Raw genomic sequence first — 18,807 nt, forward strand, 5'->3', positions numbered from 1 at the left:
GATTTCTCCCGCTCTGGTTTATTTATGAACAACCTCAGATGCTATTGAACTCTCTTTGCTTCTTGGATTCGCTTGAAGTAATAAATCTACCAAGTGAACCGCAGACATCTCCTCCGCTTTCCCCTCTCGCTCAATACCAACTTTCATTTGCAGCAAGCAGCCTGGATTGGTCGTTATGACTGTGTCAGGATTCTTTGAACACACATCGTTCATCTTCACATCAAGGATTTTCATCGACTCGTCATAGTTCACCATGTTGTAAATCCCGGCTGATCCGCAGCAAAATTCAGGACGATCCAGTTTCTTGAAAGTCAGTCCAGGGATTTTACCCAACAGCTCCAACGGCGGAGAGGTTACCTTCTGCACATTCGTCATGTGGCAGGATGGTTGGTAAGTAATCGTTTGATTTACGGGTTCTTGGAAATCCAGACCGTCCACCTCGACAAGCACTTCTGAAATGTCTTTCACTTTCTCTGTAAAGACTAGAGCTCTGTTGTACCATTCTGATCCTTCCTCGAAAAGATGATGATATTCAATAAGGCATGCGCCGCACCCGCCCGCATTGTTAACGATATAATCGATCTCTTCCTCTTCAAAAGCAGCAATGTTTCTCTTTGCCAGCTCTTTGGATTCTTCCACTTTTCCTGAATGAGCATGAAGCGCACCGCAACAGGTCTGCTCTTCAGGGAGTACGACTTCAAGACCACTTCTCAACATCAGTTCAATCGTTTTCTGATTGGTTTCAAAGAAGACACCATCCATGACACAGCCGGTAAAAAAGGCAACCTTTGCTTTGGCTGGACGGTTCCTTATGTACCGCTTCACCCGCTCGTTCCGTCTATTCGGTGATGGTTGTTCGGGTATGACTTTTTCAAACACACTTAAATGAAGAGGAGCAGCCTCGGTGAGCTTCATCAGCTTGGCTAAACGCTGGATTCCGGACTTTTGATAAAACCAGGTTGCTTTCCCTAAGGTGTCCATCCATTTACTAGAAGGGAAGAACGTACGGAAAAGGAAGTCCTCTGTCTTCTTTTGTAATGGTCCCTTAGATCTGTTCTCTTCGATAACTTCTTTCGCACTTTCTAAGATTTGGCCGTATTGAACGTTCGTAGGACAAACGGTCGTACAAGCCATGCATCCGAGGCATTTCTCAATGGGGTCCTCCAAGTCTTTAATGGAAGCTTTATTTTCTGCGACCATTTTTACAAGGTTGATCCGTCCTCTTGGAGAATGAGTCTCCCGCTCCATCGTTTCATAGGTTGGACAGGCAGGAAGGCAATAGCCACACTGGACACAATCAAAGGTTTGATCATAGCTGAGTTTTTGCTGAAGCTGCTTAAGATTATCCATCCGTCAGCACCAGCTTCTGGTCTTTTTCCGGAAATATTTTGCCAGGATTCATAATGCCATTCGGATCCCAGCTATCTTTAATGCGTTTCATCATATCCAAGCCTATAGCGCCTAGTTCGTATTCCATGAACGGAGCTTTCATCGTGCCGATGCCGTGCTCGCCTGAAAGGGTCCCTCCTAAATCGACCGCCGCTTCAAATATTTCCTTCACGGCCTGCTCCACGCGCTTCATTTCTTCCTTATCCTTTTTGTCACAAAGGATGTTTGGATGCAGGTTGCCATCGCCGGCGTGGCCGAATACAACAAGAGACAGATGGTATTTCTCTTTGATTTGTGCCAATCGGTCCATCATATCGGGAATTTTGCTTCTTGGTACCGTGGCATCTTCGGATACTTTGGTAGGCTTGATCTTAGCAATCGCAGGCGACACTTGTTTACGAGCAAACCAAATCACTGCCTCTTCTTCTGGAGTTTGCGGCACGGTGATCCCGGTTGCTCCAATGGTGGTCATAATTTCATGAAGCGAATCCATTTCGATCTTCAACGTTTCCGGATGCCCATCCAGTTCAACGATGACGATCGCTTCTGCTTGTTGCGGAAGCCCTGATGGCCTGAAGTTTTCTACCGCGACAATACAGGCCTGATCCATGATCTCAAGCTTGGAAGGTAAGATGCCGGTGGTCAGCGTACGTGAAATAGCTGCCCCAGCTGTGCGCACATCAGCAAACTCCACCATCATTGTCCGTTTCGCCAACGGTTTAGGGACGAGCTTCAAGGTCGCTTGTGTGATTACTCCTAAGGTCCCTTCAGATCCAACAATCAGTTTGGTCAAGTCAAAACCAGTGACATTCTTGATCGTCTTTCCTCCTGTTCGGATCACTTCGCCTTCCGGGGTGACCAGCTCAAGTCCAAGCACGTAATCTTTCGTCACTCCGTACTTCAGCCCTCTTGGTCCTCCTGAATTCTCTGCCAGATTTCCACCGATGGTTGCCACATGGGCACTGCTTGGATCCGGGGGATACATCAGTCCATGCTTTTCAGCTTCTTCATTAATCCTCGCTGTCAACACACTGGGGGAAACCGTCACCGTAAGGTCTTCAACGGCTACCTCCAGCTCTTCAGGCCACTGGGACAGATCAAGAACGATCCCCCCATGAACAGGCAAGGGACCGCCGCTTAAGCAAGTCCCTTGTCCTCTTGGATAAACTGGAATGTGGAAGTCGTTCGCTACCTTCATCACATGAATGACCTGCTCCCGGTTCTTCGCCTGCACGACCAGTTCCGGAAGATGTTCACCGAAAGAGGCGTCGAAGCTGTAACTGTAGCGTCCGGCCAGGTCGGCAATCAGCTGCTGACTGGGGATTTTCTCTGACAGTACTTCCATCCACTTCTCCATGTTTTTTCCTCCTATATATTCCCGATGGAAACAAATTTATCTTCCAGGTATTCCTCGATCCCCTGACGTCCGCCTTCACGTCCGGTCCCACTTTCTTTCATTCCCCCGAAAGGTGCTTGAGCGGTAGTCGGAATCGGATCATTCAGACCGATAATGCCGTATTCCAAACCTTCCATTAGTCGGTAAGAGCGGGAGATATCTTTTGTAAATGCATAAGCGGCCAGCCCGTATTCCGGATGGTTCGCCCGTTTGATGGCTTCTTCCTCTGAAGAAAATGTGTAGATAGGAGCGACAGGGCCGAACGTCTCTTCTTTTGTAATGACCATGTCATCTGTTGCGTCCCCTAACACTGTCGGTTCAAAGAAGCTGCCGCCTTCTTGTCCAGCTGCATTCACTCGCTGGCCACCACATAAAACGACGGCTCCTTTTTCTGTCGCATCTTTGATTTGTTCTTCGACCTTTTCTACGGCACCTCCGTCAATTAGTGGACCGATTTCAATTCCATCGTCCAATCCATTTCCAATCGAAAGGACCTGGACTTTCTCAACAAAACGTTTGGAAAACTCTTCGGCGATTGTATCCTGCACATAGATCCGGTTGGTACATATACAAGTCTGTCCGGCATTACGGAACTTACTGCCTACAACACTTTCGACAGCGAGATCCAAGTCCGCATCCTCAAAAACGACAAAAGGCGCGTGACCTCCGAGCTCCATCGATACTTTTTTAACCGTCTCTGCCGAATCACGGATCAACTTTTTACCGACTTCCGTGGAACCGGTAAACGTAATCTTCTTCACTTTCGGGCTCTTCGTCATTTCACCGACTACTTTGGAAGCTGAACCAATGATCAAGTTGGCGACGCCCTTAGGTAGTCCTGCTTCATGGAAAGCTTGAAACACTTTCATCGCAGACAAAGGCGTAGCGGAAGCAGGCTTGACGACGACCGGACAGCCGGCCGCGAGTGCCGGGGCGATTTTTCTCGTGATCATCGCCACCGGAAAATTCCAAGGCGTGACGGCTGCGGTCACCCCGACAGGTTCTTTGAATACGTGCAGACGCTTGGAAGGATGAGAAGCCGGGATCGTCTCTCCATACACCCGCTTGGCTTCTTCGGCGTACCAGTCCAAATAATCGATCGCAAGATTCACTTCGCCTTTCGATTCATTCAACGGTTTGCCCATTTCTTTTGTAACGGTTTCTGCAAGTTCATCCGCTTGTTCCCGCAGGATGTTTGCTGCCTTCACAAGATAGGCACCGCGCTCTTTGGCGGTCAACTTCTTCCATCCTGAAAACGAACGATCGGCGGCATCAATGGCCTGTAAAGAATCTTCGGATCCGCCTTTCGCCACTTGTTGAATCACTTCTCCTGTCGCAGGGTTCGTGACATCCAACAGTTCTCCCGACTGGCTGTTTGTCCATTCTCCATCGATATATAACATGAAAGGTCCCTCCTATTTTTCCGTCAAAACTTGTTCAACGACGTTGATCACTCGATCAATTTCTTCACGCTTAACTGTTGTTGGTGGAATGAAACGCAGGACATTCTTCTTCGTTCCACAACCCAGTAGAATGATACCTTCATTCAATGCTTCTGTTCTGATTTTAGAAAGCATATCGGAATCTGGAGAACCATCTTCTTTACGAAGTTCGATGGCAAGCATCAGTCCGACACCTCGAACATCTCCGATCCCTTTCACCCGTTCTTTCAATTGGATGAGAGCTTCCTTGAAGTAAGCGCCTTGATTTTTGGCATTTGGCAAACCTTCTTTTTCTAAAATGTCGATCGAAGCAAGAGACGCAGCACATGCTACAGGGTTTCCTCCGTAGGTCCCTCCGTGGGTGCCGGCCGGCCACTGTTCCATGATTTTTTTCGGTGCCACAATCGCACTGAGTGGGAAGCCTGCTGCAATCCCTTTCGCAAGCGTTAAAATGTCTGGTTTTACACCGAAATGCTGATAGGCGAACATTTCACCCGTACGTCCGAAACCCGTTTGAATTTCGTCAAAAATAAGAAGGATGCCATGCTCATCACAAAGGGTACGAAGTTTTTCCAGGAAGCTCTTCGGTGGAACGATATATCCGCCTTCGCCTTGAACAGGCTCGAGAATGATCGCAGCAACACTCTCAGGATGGACTTGGAAATCGAACAGTTCCTGCAGTTGTGCGAGGCAGCGCTCGACTTCCGCTTCTTCTGAAAGTCCCGTCTGGTAAGCATAAGGGTAGTCGGCATAGTAGACACTCGGAAGCAGCCCTTCATAATCCTTACGGTACGCCGCGTTCGAAGCGGTAATGGACGTTGCCGCAATCGTACGACCATGGAAGCCTCGTTTGAAGGAGATCACCGCTGGACGTTTCGTCACTTTTTTCGCAAGTTTAATCGCGCCTTCATTCGCTTCGGCCCCGCTGTTGCTGAAATACACCATCTGATCTCCACCGTTCAACTCGTTCAGCTTCTCCGCAAGCTTCACATACGACGGGTAGTAGACGACATTGTGTCCGCCATGGATCATTTCATCGAGCTGTGCTTTGGCTGCTTCCACGACTTTCGGGTGGTTGTGACCAACGTTCGTCACGGCTACACCACTCGCAAAATCCAAATACTTCGTTCCATCCTCACTGAATAAATAATGGCCTTCGGCTTTCACCATTCCTAATGTCGTTGCCCGGGAAGCTGTCGGTGGCGTTACTTCACTCGCACGTTCATATAAGCTTTTTGTCATTTGCACCATTGGTCGTACCTCCTAGTTTTGAAAAATTTTCTCCGTAACCTGACGAGTCAACTGCGGTAACGTTTTGAACGTGTAGGGTTTATACACGCGTTCCGTATATTTGTGCGCATCCTTTCCATAGACACCCATGTTGATGGATGGGATATTCAACTTACGAATCTCCTGGATCGGTACCGGATAGATTTCATGATACTCTGGAAAGTTATCAATCAAGGCCTGCACTTCTTCCTCTGAATCGTGCAGCGATAAGTAACTGCTGTCCGATAAGAACGGAAAGAACTTTTTGACGGCAAAAGTTCCTTCCACCTGTTCCCTGTTTTGGTCCGTTACTTCTCGAAGCACATCTATGATTCTCTTTTCACTATCGACCTCTTCCCGCAAAAAATTGTGCGGGCAGTAAGGCGGTGCAAAGAATATGACGACTTTAGGGTGTTTGTCAGGGTCGATACTTTGTAAGCTTTCTACGACATGGAAGGCGATTTCCCTTTTGTCCATCGTCTCCTGAGAGTAATCGAGCTCCTTAATGAAAGTTTTGACATCGATCCCCTGTCCTTCAAGGTGACGGACATATTCTTCATACGTATAAATGGAAACATCCCAGCTGAGTCCTTCGTGGTCCGGGTAGTTCCCCGTATTTAAAAACGTTTGGTACTGCTTCTCCATATGCCTTTGTGTGGACGCACAGGCTTCAGCCGTTTTGGAAACGAGCTTCGCCATCACTTCATCTGGTGAAGATTCATAGATGAAATAATTGAAGTAGAGCCGGCTGGCGAGAGGCGTCTGTACATTATAGAAATCTTTCTGATCACGCTGATGCAGACAGGTCGGTGGAAGCATATGTTCACCACTGATCCGCTCTGAAAATTCCATATTGTTGTTGATGCGCCGGTTGATCTCTGCTGAAATCAACGTTGGATCGACCCCTGTCAGCGTTTCCCCAACGTGGGCTTCCCGCCCGTATATAGAGAAACACGGAAGCAATTTTCCGATAGCCCCGGTATACATGTAGTAGTTCGGGTCCCCAGGGTACAGCTCCGTTACAAAATCATTGTTGATGGCAACCTTCAACTCCAACTTCCAATCTTCTTGGAGACGCTGAAGCTCCCCCACCGAGTCTATGATCCCGGTGTGCTCGTTTTCTTCAATGGGATTCAGCATAAGGAGAATATTTCCCTCAAGCTCCTCCGCCCGCTGGGAAAAATGGATAAGGTTCACTAAGTGAACAGCAATCCCACTTTTCATATCCACAGAACCGCGCCCGAACATCCAATCGCCACTTCGTGCGTGACTACGAACTTCAGGCGTTGGGGCATGTTTGGCAAAATGTTCTTTCAGTTGATCCGGATTGTACGCAAGCCCCTTCAATTTCCCAAAATCATCGATGCCCACCGTGTCCATGTGGGAGTGATAAAGTACCGTTTCTTCATACTTCGGATTCCGAATGATCGCGTACACATTTTTTCTTCCTAGAGAATCGTTGTGCAGCGGTTGTGTCCATACAGATTCTGGACGTTCTTTAAAATAGGGAATCGTTCGAATGAACGCTTCCAGATACTCCGCGATTGTGACTTCTCCTGAGGTACCGTTAATGCTTGGAATATGTACGAAAGCCTTCGTCAATCGCTCGATCTTGTCTGCATCCTGGAGGTCGCGGATTTCGTTGTAGAGAGTTTCCGGACTCTTCGGTTCCAGCGCATCTGCATGAGAAGATAGATTCATAGGAACGCTCCTTCCTTTAATAGTATTTGGCCAGGTCGACGAGATTTCTCATTCGATGCTGTTCGTTTCCTGTGAATTTGCGATAATTCTCCAAAAAGATCTCCATACACCTCGTCATATAATGATCCGATTTCGCTGACATGTGAGGAGTTAACAACAAGTTAGGCAATTCCCAAAAAACATGGTCACGGGGGAGGGGCTCTTCAACGAAGACATCCAGCACCGCGCCTTTTATTTTCTCCTGCTTCAAATAAGCAGCAAGCGCCTCTTCATCAACGACACCTCCACGACCCAGGTTCATAAATACAGCCTCGTGATGGAGACGACCGAGCTTTTCATGAGAGAAAATGTTTTTCGTTGACGGTGTGTAGGGAAGAACCGAAAGGACATAATCGTATTCACCAAGCCGATCAAGCCCTTCCTCCATCGTGTACACCCGTTCAAAAGGTTCCTTAAAGCTCCCCTTTGTGTTCACCCCATCGATCCTCATCCCGAAAAATTGAGCGGCTTGCCCAATTTCGCATCCAATCGTGCCTGTACCGAAGACCAGGACCCTGCGGTCGACCAATTCACCGACCAAGGTCTCTCGTTCCCAGACCCGGTTTTCCTTTAACTGCAGGAAGCGGTGGAAGTGTTTTTCAAAATGGAGCATCGCCCCGATCACGTATTCCTTCATAGACCGGCAGTGAACACCTCTGGCATTTGTAATCAACAGCTGCTTACCCCGTAATTCTTCAAAAGGAAGATCTTCTAAGCCTGCGCTTAACAGCTGGATCCATTTCAATGACTCAAAATGGTGGATATTCTCTTTCGTCAAATCATTTCCGAAGGTAATCAAAACATCCGTTTCTTTGCGGACATCTTGAGGGACGTCATCGAGACACGAATAAATGAGAACGTCTTCATTGTTCTCCCGCTGCCAGCTTTCTACATGGGTTTGTCTCCATTCATCTGAAGTACTTACGATCATGTCCGTTTACCTCCCATCATAAAGTTCTGGTAGATATAGAGATAAGGAAGGAACAAAGGTAATGATTAAGAGCGACACAATCAAGACCAACAAGATTGGCAGAATCGCTTTAGAAATGCTCTCAATTCTTGTTCCGCTTATATTTGAAGCAACGAATAAGTTGACGCCTACAGGTGGGGTAATAAACCCAATCGCAAGGTTCGCGACCAACACCACACCGAAGTGGACAGGATCAACACCAAGCGCCGTGACCACCGGCAACAGAATCGGTGCCAGAACAACAAGCGCGGAAATCGTATCAATGAACGCTCCGACAATCAGAAGTAAAATGTTAATCAAAAGCAGAATGACAAACGGATTCTGTGACAAATTCGTCAAGAACTCGGCAATCGTCATCGGAACACGTTCTGACGTCATAAGGAAAGAAAACGAAATGGACAAGCCGATGATAATCATCGTTGCCCCGTTAATAACGGCTGCCTCAGACAGCGCGTCATAGACATCTTTCCAGCTGAGTTCCCTGTAAACGAACAGACCGACGACGATGGCATAAACGACGGCCACTACGGCTGCTTCCGTGGGCGAGAAAACGCTTCCGTAAATCCCGCCAAGAATGATGAAAGGAATGAGCAACGCCCACTTCGCTTCCCAAAACGTGCGAACAACATCCTTGAATGAAAAGGATTCAACAGCCGGTTTGTAATCATTCTTTTTTGAAATGACGTACGAAATCGCAAGCAGACATATTCCGATGATAATTCCCGGGATGATTCCTGCTAAGAACATGCTTCCGACAGAAACACTTCCGACAACCCCGTACAGAACGAAGGGAATACTAGGCGGGATAATGACCCCTATGGAACCGGAAGCGGCCGTAATGGCAGAAGCGAACCCTTCCCCATAATTTCTGCGCTTCATTTCCGGAATCATGAATGAACCAATAGCGGCAACCGTTGCCGGCCCAGATCCTGAAATGGCGGAGAAAAACATACACGCTACAACCGTGACCATCGCCAGTCCACCGACAATCCAACCGACGAGCGCACTGGCGAAGTTTAAAATCCGCTTGGACACTCCCCCTTTTCCCATTAAGATCCCTGCCAGCATAAAAAACGGGATGGCCATTAATGGAAAGGAGTCGAGCGAGGTAAAGGCTCGCTGGGCGACAATCGTCAAATTCATGTTGGTTGTAAATAAAATCGTAAAGATCGATGACAACCCGAGAGCAATCGCAATCGGAACATTGATGATGATAAATAGAAACAACGTACCAAATAAGATTAATATCGTCATAATTGTTCACCTTCCGAAGAGGAGTAGTCTCGATTCGGATTCTTGATGAGGAGGATGAATTGTTGAATCAAACGGATGGACATCAACAAACCACCTACGGGAATTGCAAGATACGCCCACCACATCGGGACCCTCATCGCCGGGGATACTTGTCCTTGCTCAATCAAGCTGAGAATTACATCGCTCCCGACATAGGCAAGCGTCACCGCAACAAAGAACCAAAGACCAAGGGCAATGAAGTCTATGATTCTTCGATAGAGCGGGGGCAGCAGATCTTTGAACATCTCCACTTTAATGTGTTTGCCTTTGCGAACCGCAAAGCTTGCCGCAATCCACACCTGCCAAATATGTATGTAACGAGCCAATTCTTCTGTCCAGCTCATCGAGTCATTAAACACGTAACGCGATACTACTTGATAAAAAATGAGAAGTACCATTAAGGCCATCGTGATGACAATAAGTATTTCTTCTAACCTTTCATCTATAAATGTCTTCATCGTGTCTCTCCTTTGATAATCACGCCTCTTTCCGTTTTTGAATAAATGAAAAGAGCCCGGTGAGGCTCATCACCCCACCGCTCTCTCTTTTTATTCGTTCGCTGCTTTCGCCTGTTCGATCAAGTCAGCACCAATTTCATCTTCATATTCGTCATAGACGGATTGAGTCGCCTGAATGAACTGATCCTTCTGTTCCGGAGTCAACTCATTGACGTTCAACCCTTCATTTTCCTGCAATTCTTTCAGGAATTGTTCATCTTGCTCACTTGCGAGTTTACGTTGTTCTTCTCTGTAGGTTTCTGCTTCTTCTTGGAGGATCGTCTGTAGTTCTTCTGGGAGGCTGTCCATAAAATCTTTGTTCATAAGTAGAATCGTAGCGGCATAGAAGTGGCCACTGACGGTCAAATAATCCTGGACTTCGTAGAATTTGTTTGTGTAGACAAGGGATACGGGACTTTCCATCGCATCGTAAGTACCTTGCTGCAAAGAGGTATAAAGTTCACCAAAGGCAAATGGAGAAGCATTTGCACCTAAGGCATTGAATGTATCCGTGTGGACAGGGTTTTCCATTGTTCTCAGCTTCAACCCTTCCAAATCACTAGGGGTTTCAATCGGACCTTCATTATTGAGAATATGACGGAAGCCATTCTCACCGAAAGCAAGACCCTTGAACCCTTCATCTTCCAAATCTTTCAACAAAGAATTCCCAAGTTCCCCGTCAAGCGCAGAATAAGCGGCTTCTTTTGTTTTGAAAAGGAACGGAAGATCAAACACCATGAATTTACTGTTGAAACCGGAAAGAGGAGCAACGGCAGGGATCGTCATCTCAAGGTTCCCCATTTGTACCGCCTCAATAGCTTCACGATCTGAAGCATATAACGATCCGTTCGGATAAGCTTCAATCTGAAGTTGTCCATCCGAGCGTTCCTCGACACGCTCAATGAATGATTCCAATGCTACGTGTGTTGATTGTTCTTCACTGACGAGGTGGGCGACTTGAATCTCGTATGTATCCTCGCCCTCTGAACTCGCTTCATCACTGCTACACCCTACCAACGCAGAAGATACTAACAAACCAGCAATCGGCAATAACCATTTTTTCATTTTATAAAGGCCTCCCCTTAATGATTGATAATTCTTTTCGTGACTTGTTGAATGTGTGTCTCCATGGCAAGTTCTGCCTGTTTCTGATCTTTTTTTTCAAAGGCATCAATGACATCATAATGTTCTTCCACCGCGCCAATCGCACTATCCGTGAGCGTGCTCGTCAAGATTAGAAAACGCTGAATCTGACTGTTCAAGTTCTCGATGAATTCTTTCAGTTTCTTGTTTCCGGACACTTCTGCAATGTACGAGTGGAACGCATAATCCAAATCAATGAACTTATGAAAATTCTGTTCATCAATGGATGCACGCTGCATGTCCGTCAACCGGCGCAGCTCTTTCACATCTTCTTCGGTGGCCAAGTGGCAAGCCAATCCTGCCGCCATCGACTCCAATCGCTCTCGCACGAGCATAAAATCATGGGCATTCTCCGGTGAAACCGAACTGACCCGTGCCTTACTTCCCTTATTCACCTCCACAAGCCCTTCAAAGGCTAACTTCTTTAAAGCCTCCCGGATGGGCGTCCGGCTGATCCCGAGCTTCGAAGCAATCTTATCTTCGGTTAAGTAATCTCCCGGAACCACTTCATTGTTGATAATGGAAGCTTTTATCGCCTTGTAGGCTTGTTCCATCAATGTTTCTTTACGAGCAATTCTTTCCACGAAACCTTCCTCCATCGTTTCAGTATTCTGTATCTCGTATTCTGTATACTGTATACAGAAATCTTAAGTCCTATTGTCCTGTTTAAATGACTGAATGTCAACACTTTTCTGAAAATTTAAACAGGAAGTGTTTTGATACTCTCATTCTCTATCAAAATCCATCGATTAATATTTAGGAATACAAAAAAGAGTGCACCACCAACGGGTACACTCTTTCTCATGTTACTAGTCATTTCCTAATTCCTATAATGGTCATTGAAGTGATAATCGATGGACATTCAAGAAAATACCTGGTCGATCTGCCTCCACTCTTCATCCGTCAACTCCACATCAAGTGTCTTCAAGTTGTCGACGACCTGCTCGGTGCGCTTTGCTCCAGGAATAACTGCATCAATTGATGGCTGGTTCAAATACCACGCTAAAACGATATGCGGAATCTTCACATGCTTCTCTTCCGCTATAGGCCGCAGCTTCTCCACCTTCTCTAAATTCCGTTTGAAATGTTCTCCTTGAAAAAGTGGATTCTTCGTGCGGAAATCATCAAACGTCGTATGTTCATCATACTTCCCTGCCAGAAGTCCAGAAGCAAATGGAAAGTATGGAACGAAGGAAATCTGATGTTCAGCTGTATAAGGAAGCATCTCCTTTTCCGCTTCGCGTTTGAACAGGTTGTATTCGCTTTGAATAACATCCACATAACCATCCTGATTCGCTTCCTTCAACTGAGCTACTGAAAAGTTGGAAACGCCGATCGATCGAATTTTTCCTTCGTCTTTCAACTCTTTCAAGGCGCCGACCGCTTCGTCTTTTGGTGTATCTTCATCGGGAAAGTGAATGTAGTACAAGTCGATATAATCGGTTTGGAGACGCTGCAAACTATCCTCTACGGATTTCTTCAAGAAATCTGGTGCATTGTTAAAAACGACATCTTCCCCTTTGAACTGGTGCGCACCTTTCGTAGCAAGAACGATGTCATCACGTTTGTATTCCTTCATCACTTCTCCGACCAGCTCTTCCGACCGTTCAGGACCATAGATGAATGCCGTGTCCAAAAAATTCATTCCATGGTTCAGTGCTGTCCGCACGACATCTTTTCCTGCTTCTTCATCCAGGTTCGGGTAAAGGTTGTGACCCCCGACGGCATTGGTTCCAAGACCGATCGGGTTAACGTTGAGTTCTGATTTTCCCAGTCGTGTTTGTCTATGCATAGATCCATGTCCCCTTTTTATTGGTTGGTGTTATGTACATTCCACAACGTGAGCAGGAAGAAACCATACAGCCGACCGCATACGATATAATAGGACTATCTTATATAACCAAAGGTGATGACTCCCTATGCAGCCGAAATGGAAACAACTCTTACATTTGATCCGTGCGACCCATCCACCAAAACTGATCTTTTCCGTCGCATTATTTTTAAGTTTATTAACAACAATGGCGGGGCTTGCTATTCCGTTACTTGCCAGCCGATTGATCGACAACTTTGACTTGAATGACTTAAATACAACCGTGATTGCAGGCATCGTTATCGCTTTCTTTATCCAGGCTTTGGCTGGAGGTGTGTCTGTCTATTTCCTTGCCAAAGTCGGACAGCACATCATTGCTTCTTTGCGGGAGCAGTTATGGAAAAAACTCCTCGTGCTTCCTGTTTCGTACTATGATTCGCACGAGACCGGCGATGCGGTCAGTCGAATGACCAACGATACAGGCGTCATCAAAAACTTGATCACCGAGCATTTTACAGGTTTTATCACCGGCATCATTTCCGTGGTCGGTGCGATTGTGATTCTCTTTTACTTGGACTGGCCGTTAACGCTCGTCATGTTTTCCATTATTCCGCTAGCCCTGCTTTTTCTCATTCCAATTGGAAAAAAGATGGCAAACATCTCACGGAATCTGCAAAAAGAAACGGCCGGATTTTCTGCACATTTGACCCGGGTCATCTCGGAAATTCGACTCGTAAAAGCTTCGAATGCTGAAGAGCGGGAGTGGAGCGAAGGAAAGTCAGGGATCAAAAAGCTGTATGCTCTCGGCTTACGGGAAGGTGTCATTCAGGCATTGATGTCGCCACTCGTTTCTTCGCTGATCATTGTGGTCCTTGTTTTGATCATCGGTTTCGGTGGTGTCCGGGTCACTTCAGGTGCGATGACGCCAGGGGAACTTGCCGCTTTCTTCATTTATCTGTTCCAAATCATCATGCCGATCACACAGATTGTTGTGTTCACAACTCAATTCCAAAAGACGGTCGGGGCAACGGAAAAAGTGCTTTCGATCCTATCATTGGATGGGGAAGATCTGCAGGGTGGAAGAGAGGTAAAGTCATTCGATCACAACCTCGTTGTGCAGGGCGTATCTTTCAACTACCAGCCTGAAGAACCGATTTTAGAGGAGGTTTCCTTTACAGCGAAGAAAGGGTCCGTAACAGCGATTGTCGGTCCTAGTGGAAGTGGGAAGACGACCATGTTTTCTCTGATTGAACAGTTTTACTCCCCTTCTAGCGGAAATATTCTATACGCCGAAGAACCAATCTCAACGTACAACCTGAAATCCTGGCGTACCATGATCGGCTACGTCTCTCAGGAAAGCCCTCTGTATGCCGGGACCATCATGGACAACTTGACCTATGGGTTGGAAGGGGACATCCCTATAGAAAAAATACGCGCCGCTGCGAAAATGGCTTATGCGGATACGTTTATCGAATTGCTTTCCCAAGGATATGAAACGGAAGTTGGGGAGCGAGGCATCAAATTATCCGGCGGACAAAGGCAACGGATCGCCATTGCGCGCGCCCTTCTCAGAGATCCTGAAATCCTTATGCTGGATGAGGCCACTTCGAGTCTCGACAGTCAATCAGAAATCGTTGTTCAACAAGCCTTGAAGAATCTCATGAAAGGACGCACGACACTTGTCATCGCCCATCGACTCTCCACGATTGTCGATGCAGACCAAATCGTTTTCTTGGAAAAAGGAAAAGTGACAGGCATCGGTTCCCATGAGGAGTTGTTCCAAAAGCACACGCTCTATCGTGATTTTGCCAGACAACAGCTAAGGACTGATGTAGGAACCAGTTAGAGGCGTTCTTCATTCAACATGATTAGACTCCTTTTTATGAATACGAATTAAAAAGAGAGCGTCCTCCATAAAAGGACGCTCTCTTCACTTTTAAATTATTTAAACTGTCTTGTCGCTTCGACTGCCTTCTGCCAGCCTTTGTAGAGCTCTTGCTGCTCTTCTTCATTCATCTCAGCCGTAAAAGTTCGGTCATTTTCCGATTGCTGTTTGATTTCTTCTTTATCTTTCCAATAACCAACCGCTAATCCTGCCAAAAAGGCTGAACCTAAAGCAGTAGTTTCCTGAACGACCGGGCGTTCCACCGGTACGCCTAAAATATCACTTTGGAACTGCATCAGGAAATTGTTTTTTACTGCGCCACCATCTACACGAAGGGCTTTCAAATCAATTCCTGAATCAGCGATCATCGCATCCAGGACATCTTTCGTTTGATAAGCGAGAGATTCTAACGTTGCGCGGACGAAATGTTCTTTCGTTGTGCCACGTGTCAGCCCGAACATCGCGCCTCTTGCATCACTATCCCAGTATGGTGTTCCAAGCCCAACAAAGGCCGGAACTAAGTATACCCCATCGGACGAATCTACAGATGTGGCGAGGGCTTCTGTTTGTGGAGCATCCTCAATCATCTTCAACCCATCTCTCAACCATTGAATTGCTGATCCAGCAACAAAAATGCTTCCCTCAAGGGCATATTCGACTTTTCCATCAAGGCCCCATGCAAGCGTTGTCAAAAGACCGTGGTCAGAAGCTACACCTTCTTCTCCTGTGTTCATCAGCATGAAGCAGCCTGTGCCGTACGTATTTTTCGCCATCCCTTTTTCAAAACAGGCTTGGCCGAATAGAGCGGCTTGTTGGTCACCTGCGACCCCTGCAATAGGAATTTCCTGACCGAAGAAATGATAATCAACGGTATGAGCATAAATTTCTGATGATGGTTTTACTTCTGGAAGCATAGACGCTGGGACACCTAGAATGTCCAGGAGTTCTTCATCCCACTTTAAGTCATAAATGTTGTACATCAATGTCCGGGAGGCGTTAGAGTAGTCCGTAATATGAGCCTTCCCTCCAGATAGCTTGTACACAAGCCATGTATCAATGGTTCCGAATAAAAGGTCTCCATTCTCCGCCTTCTCTCTTGCTCCTTCAACGTTGTCTAACATCCATTTTACTTTTGTTCCAGAGAAATATGGATCTAACAGCAACCCGGTTTTCTCACGGAAAAGGTCATTGTGACCAGCCGCTCGAAGCTCTTTACAAATGTCTTCTGTCTGACGGGACTGCCAGACGACAGCTTTGTAAATCGGCTTTCCTGTATTCTTATCCCATACGACAGCTGTTTCACGCTGATTGGTAATGCCAATTCCTGCGATTTGATGCGCACTTACATCAGATTTTCTTAATACGTCCGCAATACAAGCAAGGACAGAAGTCCAGATTTCATTCGCATCGTGTTCCACCCAGCCCGGTTTTGGAAAGAACTGCTCAAATTCTTTTTGAGCTGTCTCTACAATTTTCCCCGTTTTATTGAAAAGAATCGCTCGAGAGCTCGTTGTCCCCTGGTCAATTGAAAGAATGTATTGGTTTTCCATATCAAACATCTCCTTATATAAATTTAATTAGCTCACTTTATTTTCTAATTTGTCGCTGTAGGTTTGTTCTTTTTTCAGTTCAGAACTTGCAGCACCAATAAGGATGAACGCGACGAACACAGACAGTACCCAAAAAGCGATGGACAATTCCTGCATGAAGATCGCTCTGTAGAAGAGAGCTCCATAGATCCCACCTAAAATCGGTCCTACGACAGGAATCCAGGCGTAGCTCCAATCTGAACCCCCTTTTCCTGGAATCGGAAGAAGGGCATGGGCAATTCTTGGCCCCAAATCACGCGCAGGGTTAATGGCATAACCGGTTGTTCCTCCGATGGACATCCCGATCGCTACAATGAGCGCACCCACTATAAGTGGATTCAAACCTTCCGTGAATTCATTAGCACCAATGAATAATAGTCCCATAAGAAGGACAAATGTCCCAATCATTTCACTTACTAAGTTGGAAAAAGGACTGCGAATGGCTGGGTCTGTAGAAAAAACTGCCAGCTTTGCGCCTTGATCTTTCGTAGCTCTCCAGTGAGGCAGATAGTTAAGAAAAACAATGCCCGCCCCGATCATTGCACCAATCATCTGAGCTGTAATATAAAGCGGTACCTTGGACCATGGGAAATCTCCGATGGACGCCAATCCTAATGTAACCGCTGGGTTGATGTGCGCTCCGGAGAATCCACCGACAGCATAGACTGCCATCGTAACGGCAAGACCCCAGGCAATTGTGATGACCACCCAGCCAGCTCCTTCTGCCTTTGAATTCTTTAATACAACGCCACCAACTACACCGCCACCAAAGATAATTAAAATCATGGTACCAATCAGTTCCGCGACAAACTCTGACATACGTAACACTCCTTTTTTAAGAGATTCAGGAAGTATATGCACAAAAAAGAAGACCCACACAAAAAGCCTGAACGATAAACGTCCGGCAAACGTGTGAGTCTCCAAATCTCCATCACATACTTAACTTGTTGTAGCTTATTATATGACACTATGTAAGCGGTGTCAATAACCTATTTAGAAGACTTTTCTATCTAAGTTAATAGATAAAAACTTCATCACACCATCTTCTTATGCGTTCTTAAATAAGGACAAATTCTATAATACTAGCAAGAATGGAACGAATAGTGGAACGTGAAACCATACACCACTACGTGCAATACATAAAAATAAAGCGCCACTGCTTTAACAGTAGCGCTTTATTTTTTATGCACCCATCGATGATAGAGCACGTTTATTTTTTTGTTGTGTCTGTTCTTTTTTCATCTGCTGAACCTTATTTCGCTCTATTTCCAATTCTTCCTGAAGTCTCTGATTTTCTTTGACAAGCAAATCCCTTTGATCCAACACTCTTATCATATCTTCTCTCATTTTCGTTCTCCTTTCATAAACTCGAGAATTTTGTAAAATTGTAGAAAAATGACGGTTTATGATTGCATAGAATTTAATTACCCAGCCTTTTGAGTTTTCAAACATCCAAACACACAAAATTTATTATACAGATTTCTCTTCCTTCTTCCATAGCAGATAGACAAGCGCTCCGAATAGAGGAATCACTCCGATCCAGTGTCGCTGATTAGCTCTGCCTCCCCTGCGCTCCTTCCAGTGGATGACGAACGCGGACAATAAGGTAAGCACGATAAAATCAATGGTCATGACGTGTACAAAGTTAGACGTTTCGAACGCACCCATATAGAAAGAAAAATCCCCCTCGAACATTCCATACCCTAATAGAATGGCAGTAACCGCTATAAGAACAAAAATGAAAAAGCGAGTATGGAAGACCTTCACCAACTTGCCCGGAATCCTCTGTTTATTTTTATCCGTTGCTTTTGACAAGAAAAAATAAGGCATCAAAGCAAAAGCTCCCAGCATGAACATCCCCAAAAGGAAGGGCCATAATGGAAGACGACTGCGATCTTCCCCGATCATCAAAGCAACAAAAACGAGTGGGTAAATGCCAAGAAAGCTGAAAACCATCAAAAGAAAAGGATCTGGTTCATCCATAGTAATCAATTGATCTAAGTATCCTAAGTTTCCATCAGGAGCAAGGAAGAGTGCATACACGATAAAAACCATCCATCCAGCTAAAAATAAAACTTGCCGTAAATTCATCTTTTCACCTACCTTTCCTTCCATAAATAACAGCAGTCTGAAATGTATCCCAGATACCCATCTTTATCATTCTTCAAACATGATCACCTTTACTCCCCCCTTCAATTCAGGACGAAGACTATGGATGAAAGCAGCTTTTAAGCGTACATGCCCGTACCATGCGCTAGAAATCCAGTAACCGGAAAGTAAGAAAGAACAAAGATAAAAATCAGAAAATTTCACAAGTCATCGTGCATTTTCATGAAAGTTTTGTTATAGTACATAAATAACGGAACATTTAAGGACAATGTCCA

Annotated in this window: 16 protein-coding genes; 1 reads left to right on the forward strand and 15 read right to left on the reverse strand. The window is 45.8% G+C overall.

Annotated features, from left to right (window positions below; all coding sequences use genetic code 11):
* Window positions 1-18: 18 nt before the first annotated feature.
* The 11 genes from ACXACN_RS11580 to ACXACN_RS11630 all read right to left on the reverse strand — a co-directional run bounded on the left by ACXACN_RS11580 (window position 19) and on the right by ACXACN_RS11630 (window position 12,931).
* The gene (locus tag ACXACN_RS11580) at window positions 19-1,350 is read right to left on the reverse strand and encodes a (Fe-S)-binding protein (RefSeq protein ID WP_474964585.1); all 1,332 of its coding nucleotides are present in this window, start codon (window positions 1,348-1,350) and stop codon (window positions 19-21) included.
* Window positions 1,343-2,746 (reverse strand): FAD-binding oxidoreductase, encoded by a 1,404-nt coding sequence (locus tag ACXACN_RS11585; RefSeq protein ID WP_474964586.1) that lies wholly within the window; start codon window positions 2,744-2,746, stop codon window positions 1,343-1,345. Before ACXACN_RS11585 ends, ACXACN_RS11580 begins: the two co-directional genes overlap by 8 nt.
* A gap of 11 nt (window positions 2,747-2,757) precedes the next feature.
* Window positions 2,758-4,188 carry an NAD-dependent succinate-semialdehyde dehydrogenase gene (locus tag ACXACN_RS11590; RefSeq protein ID WP_474964587.1) on the reverse strand — a complete coding sequence of 477 codons (1,431 nt, stop codon included), beginning with the start codon at window positions 4,186-4,188 and terminating at the stop codon, window positions 2,758-2,760.
* A 12-nt stretch (window positions 4,189-4,200) separates the two neighbouring features.
* Window positions 4,201-5,478 (reverse strand): aspartate aminotransferase family protein, encoded by a 1,278-nt coding sequence (locus tag ACXACN_RS11595; RefSeq protein ID WP_474964589.1) that lies wholly within the window; start codon window positions 5,476-5,478, stop codon window positions 4,201-4,203.
* Between the two features lie 12 nt (window positions 5,479-5,490).
* Window positions 5,491-7,197, reverse strand: a complete 1,707-nt coding sequence (locus tag ACXACN_RS11600; RefSeq protein WP_474964590.1) for a M20/M25/M40 family metallo-hydrolase — start codon at window positions 7,195-7,197, stop codon at window positions 5,491-5,493.
* A gap of 16 nt (window positions 7,198-7,213) precedes the next feature.
* Window positions 7,214-8,167 carry a D-2-hydroxyacid dehydrogenase gene (locus tag ACXACN_RS11605; RefSeq protein WP_474964591.1) on the reverse strand — a complete coding sequence of 318 codons (954 nt, stop codon included), beginning with the start codon at window positions 8,165-8,167 and terminating at the stop codon, window positions 7,214-7,216.
* A 6-nt stretch (window positions 8,168-8,173) separates the two neighbouring features.
* Window positions 8,174-9,460: a TRAP transporter large permease gene (locus ACXACN_RS11610; RefSeq protein ID WP_474964593.1), complete on the reverse strand. Its 1,287-nt coding sequence runs from the start codon at window positions 9,458-9,460 to the stop codon at window positions 8,174-8,176.
* Complete coding sequence (locus ACXACN_RS11615) at window positions 9,457-9,957, reverse strand: TRAP transporter small permease (protein WP_474964594.1); 501 nt, start codon at window positions 9,955-9,957, stop codon at window positions 9,457-9,459. The genes ACXACN_RS11610 and ACXACN_RS11615 overlap by 4 nt, the downstream gene beginning before the upstream one ends.
* Before the next feature lie 90 nt (window positions 9,958-10,047).
* Entirely contained in the window at window positions 10,048-11,061 is a 1,014-nt protein-coding gene (locus tag ACXACN_RS11620) for a DctP family TRAP transporter solute-binding subunit (protein WP_474964596.1), read from the reverse strand.
* Window positions 11,062-11,078: 17 nt separating this feature from the next.
* Window positions 11,079-11,723 carry a GntR family transcriptional regulator gene (locus ACXACN_RS11625; RefSeq protein ID WP_474964598.1) on the reverse strand — a complete coding sequence of 215 codons (645 nt, stop codon included), beginning with the start codon at window positions 11,721-11,723 and terminating at the stop codon, window positions 11,079-11,081.
* Between the two features lie 278 nt (window positions 11,724-12,001).
* A complete protein-coding gene (locus tag ACXACN_RS11630) occupies window positions 12,002-12,931 on the reverse strand; it encodes an aldo/keto reductase (RefSeq protein WP_474964599.1) in 930 nt (309 codons plus the stop codon).
* 127 nt (window positions 12,932-13,058) lie between these two features.
* Here ACXACN_RS11630 and ACXACN_RS11635 point away from each other — a divergent pair, with 127 nt between their 5' ends.
* Complete coding sequence (locus ACXACN_RS11635; RefSeq protein ID WP_474964601.1) at window positions 13,059-14,795, forward strand: ABC transporter ATP-binding protein; 1,737 nt, start codon at window positions 13,059-13,061, stop codon at window positions 14,793-14,795.
* A gap of 95 nt (window positions 14,796-14,890) precedes the next feature.
* Here the strand turns inward: ACXACN_RS11635 and glpK are convergent, their stop codons facing one another.
* The 4 genes from glpK to ACXACN_RS11655 form a co-directional block, all read right to left on the reverse strand.
* The gene (glpK, locus tag ACXACN_RS11640) at window positions 14,891-16,384 is read right to left on the reverse strand and encodes a glycerol kinase GlpK (protein WP_474964602.1); all 1,494 of its coding nucleotides are present in this window, start codon (window positions 16,382-16,384) and stop codon (window positions 14,891-14,893) included.
* A gap of 27 nt (window positions 16,385-16,411) precedes the next feature.
* Complete coding sequence (locus tag ACXACN_RS11645; RefSeq protein ID WP_474964603.1) at window positions 16,412-17,242, reverse strand: MIP/aquaporin family protein; 831 nt, start codon at window positions 17,240-17,242, stop codon at window positions 16,412-16,414.
* 363 nt (window positions 17,243-17,605) lie between these two features.
* The gene (locus ACXACN_RS11650) at window positions 17,606-17,770 is read right to left on the reverse strand and encodes a hypothetical protein (RefSeq protein ID WP_474964605.1); all 165 of its coding nucleotides are present in this window, start codon (window positions 17,768-17,770) and stop codon (window positions 17,606-17,608) included.
* Between the two features lie 123 nt (window positions 17,771-17,893).
* Window positions 17,894-18,514 carry a hypothetical protein gene (locus ACXACN_RS11655; RefSeq protein WP_474964606.1) on the reverse strand — a complete coding sequence of 207 codons (621 nt, stop codon included), beginning with the start codon at window positions 18,512-18,514 and terminating at the stop codon, window positions 17,894-17,896.
* Window positions 18,515-18,807 lie beyond the last annotated feature (293 nt).

The sequence above is a fragment of the Halobacillus sp. AWM4_238 genome (genome assembly GCF_056158265.1).

Bases quoted from the DNA above. Each gene is read 5' to 3' on its own strand.
- ACXACN_RS11650 (WP_474964605.1), bottom strand. From the start codon at position 17,770: ATGAGAGAAGATATGATAAGAGTGTTGGATCAAAGGGATTTGCTTGTC.
- ACXACN_RS11610 (WP_474964593.1), bottom strand. From the start codon at position 9,460: ATGACGATATTAATCTTATTTGGTACGTTGTTTCTATTTATCATCATC.
- ACXACN_RS11615 (WP_474964594.1), bottom strand. From the start codon at position 9,957: ATGAAGACATTTATAGATGAAAGGTTAGAAGAAATACTTATTGTCATC.
- ACXACN_RS11580 (WP_474964585.1), bottom strand. From the start codon at position 1,350: ATGGATAATCTTAAGCAGCTTCAGCAAAAACTCAGCTATGATCAAACC.
- ACXACN_RS11655 (WP_474964606.1), bottom strand. From the start codon at position 18,514: ATGAATTTACGGCAAGTTTTATTTTTAGCTGGATGGATGGTTTTTATC.
- ACXACN_RS11600 (WP_474964590.1), bottom strand. From the start codon at position 7,197: ATGAATCTATCTTCTCATGCAGATGCGCTGGAACCGAAGAGTCCGGAA.
- ACXACN_RS11630 (WP_474964599.1), bottom strand. From the start codon at position 12,931: ATGCATAGACAAACACGACTGGGAAAATCAGAACTCAACGTTAACCCG.
- glpK (WP_474964602.1), bottom strand. From the start codon at position 16,384: ATGGAAAACCAATACATTCTTTCAATTGACCAGGGGACAACGAGCTCT.
- ACXACN_RS11590 (WP_474964587.1), bottom strand. From the start codon at position 4,188: ATGTTATATATCGATGGAGAATGGACAAACAGCCAGTCGGGAGAACTG.
- ACXACN_RS11605 (WP_474964591.1), bottom strand. From the start codon at position 8,167: ATGATCGTAAGTACTTCAGATGAATGGAGACAAACCCATGTAGAAAGC.
- ACXACN_RS11595 (WP_474964589.1), bottom strand. From the start codon at position 5,478: ATGGTGCAAATGACAAAAAGCTTATATGAACGTGCGAGTGAAGTAACG.
- ACXACN_RS11645 (WP_474964603.1), bottom strand. From the start codon at position 17,242: ATGTCAGAGTTTGTCGCGGAACTGATTGGTACCATGATTTTAATTATC.
- ACXACN_RS11620 (WP_474964596.1), bottom strand. From the start codon at position 11,061: ATGAAAAAATGGTTATTGCCGATTGCTGGTTTGTTAGTATCTTCTGCG.
- ACXACN_RS11585 (WP_474964586.1), bottom strand. From the start codon at position 2,746: ATGGAGAAGTGGATGGAAGTACTGTCAGAGAAAATCCCCAGTCAGCAG.
- ACXACN_RS11635 (WP_474964601.1), top strand. From the start codon at position 13,059: ATGCAGCCGAAATGGAAACAACTCTTACATTTGATCCGTGCGACCCAT.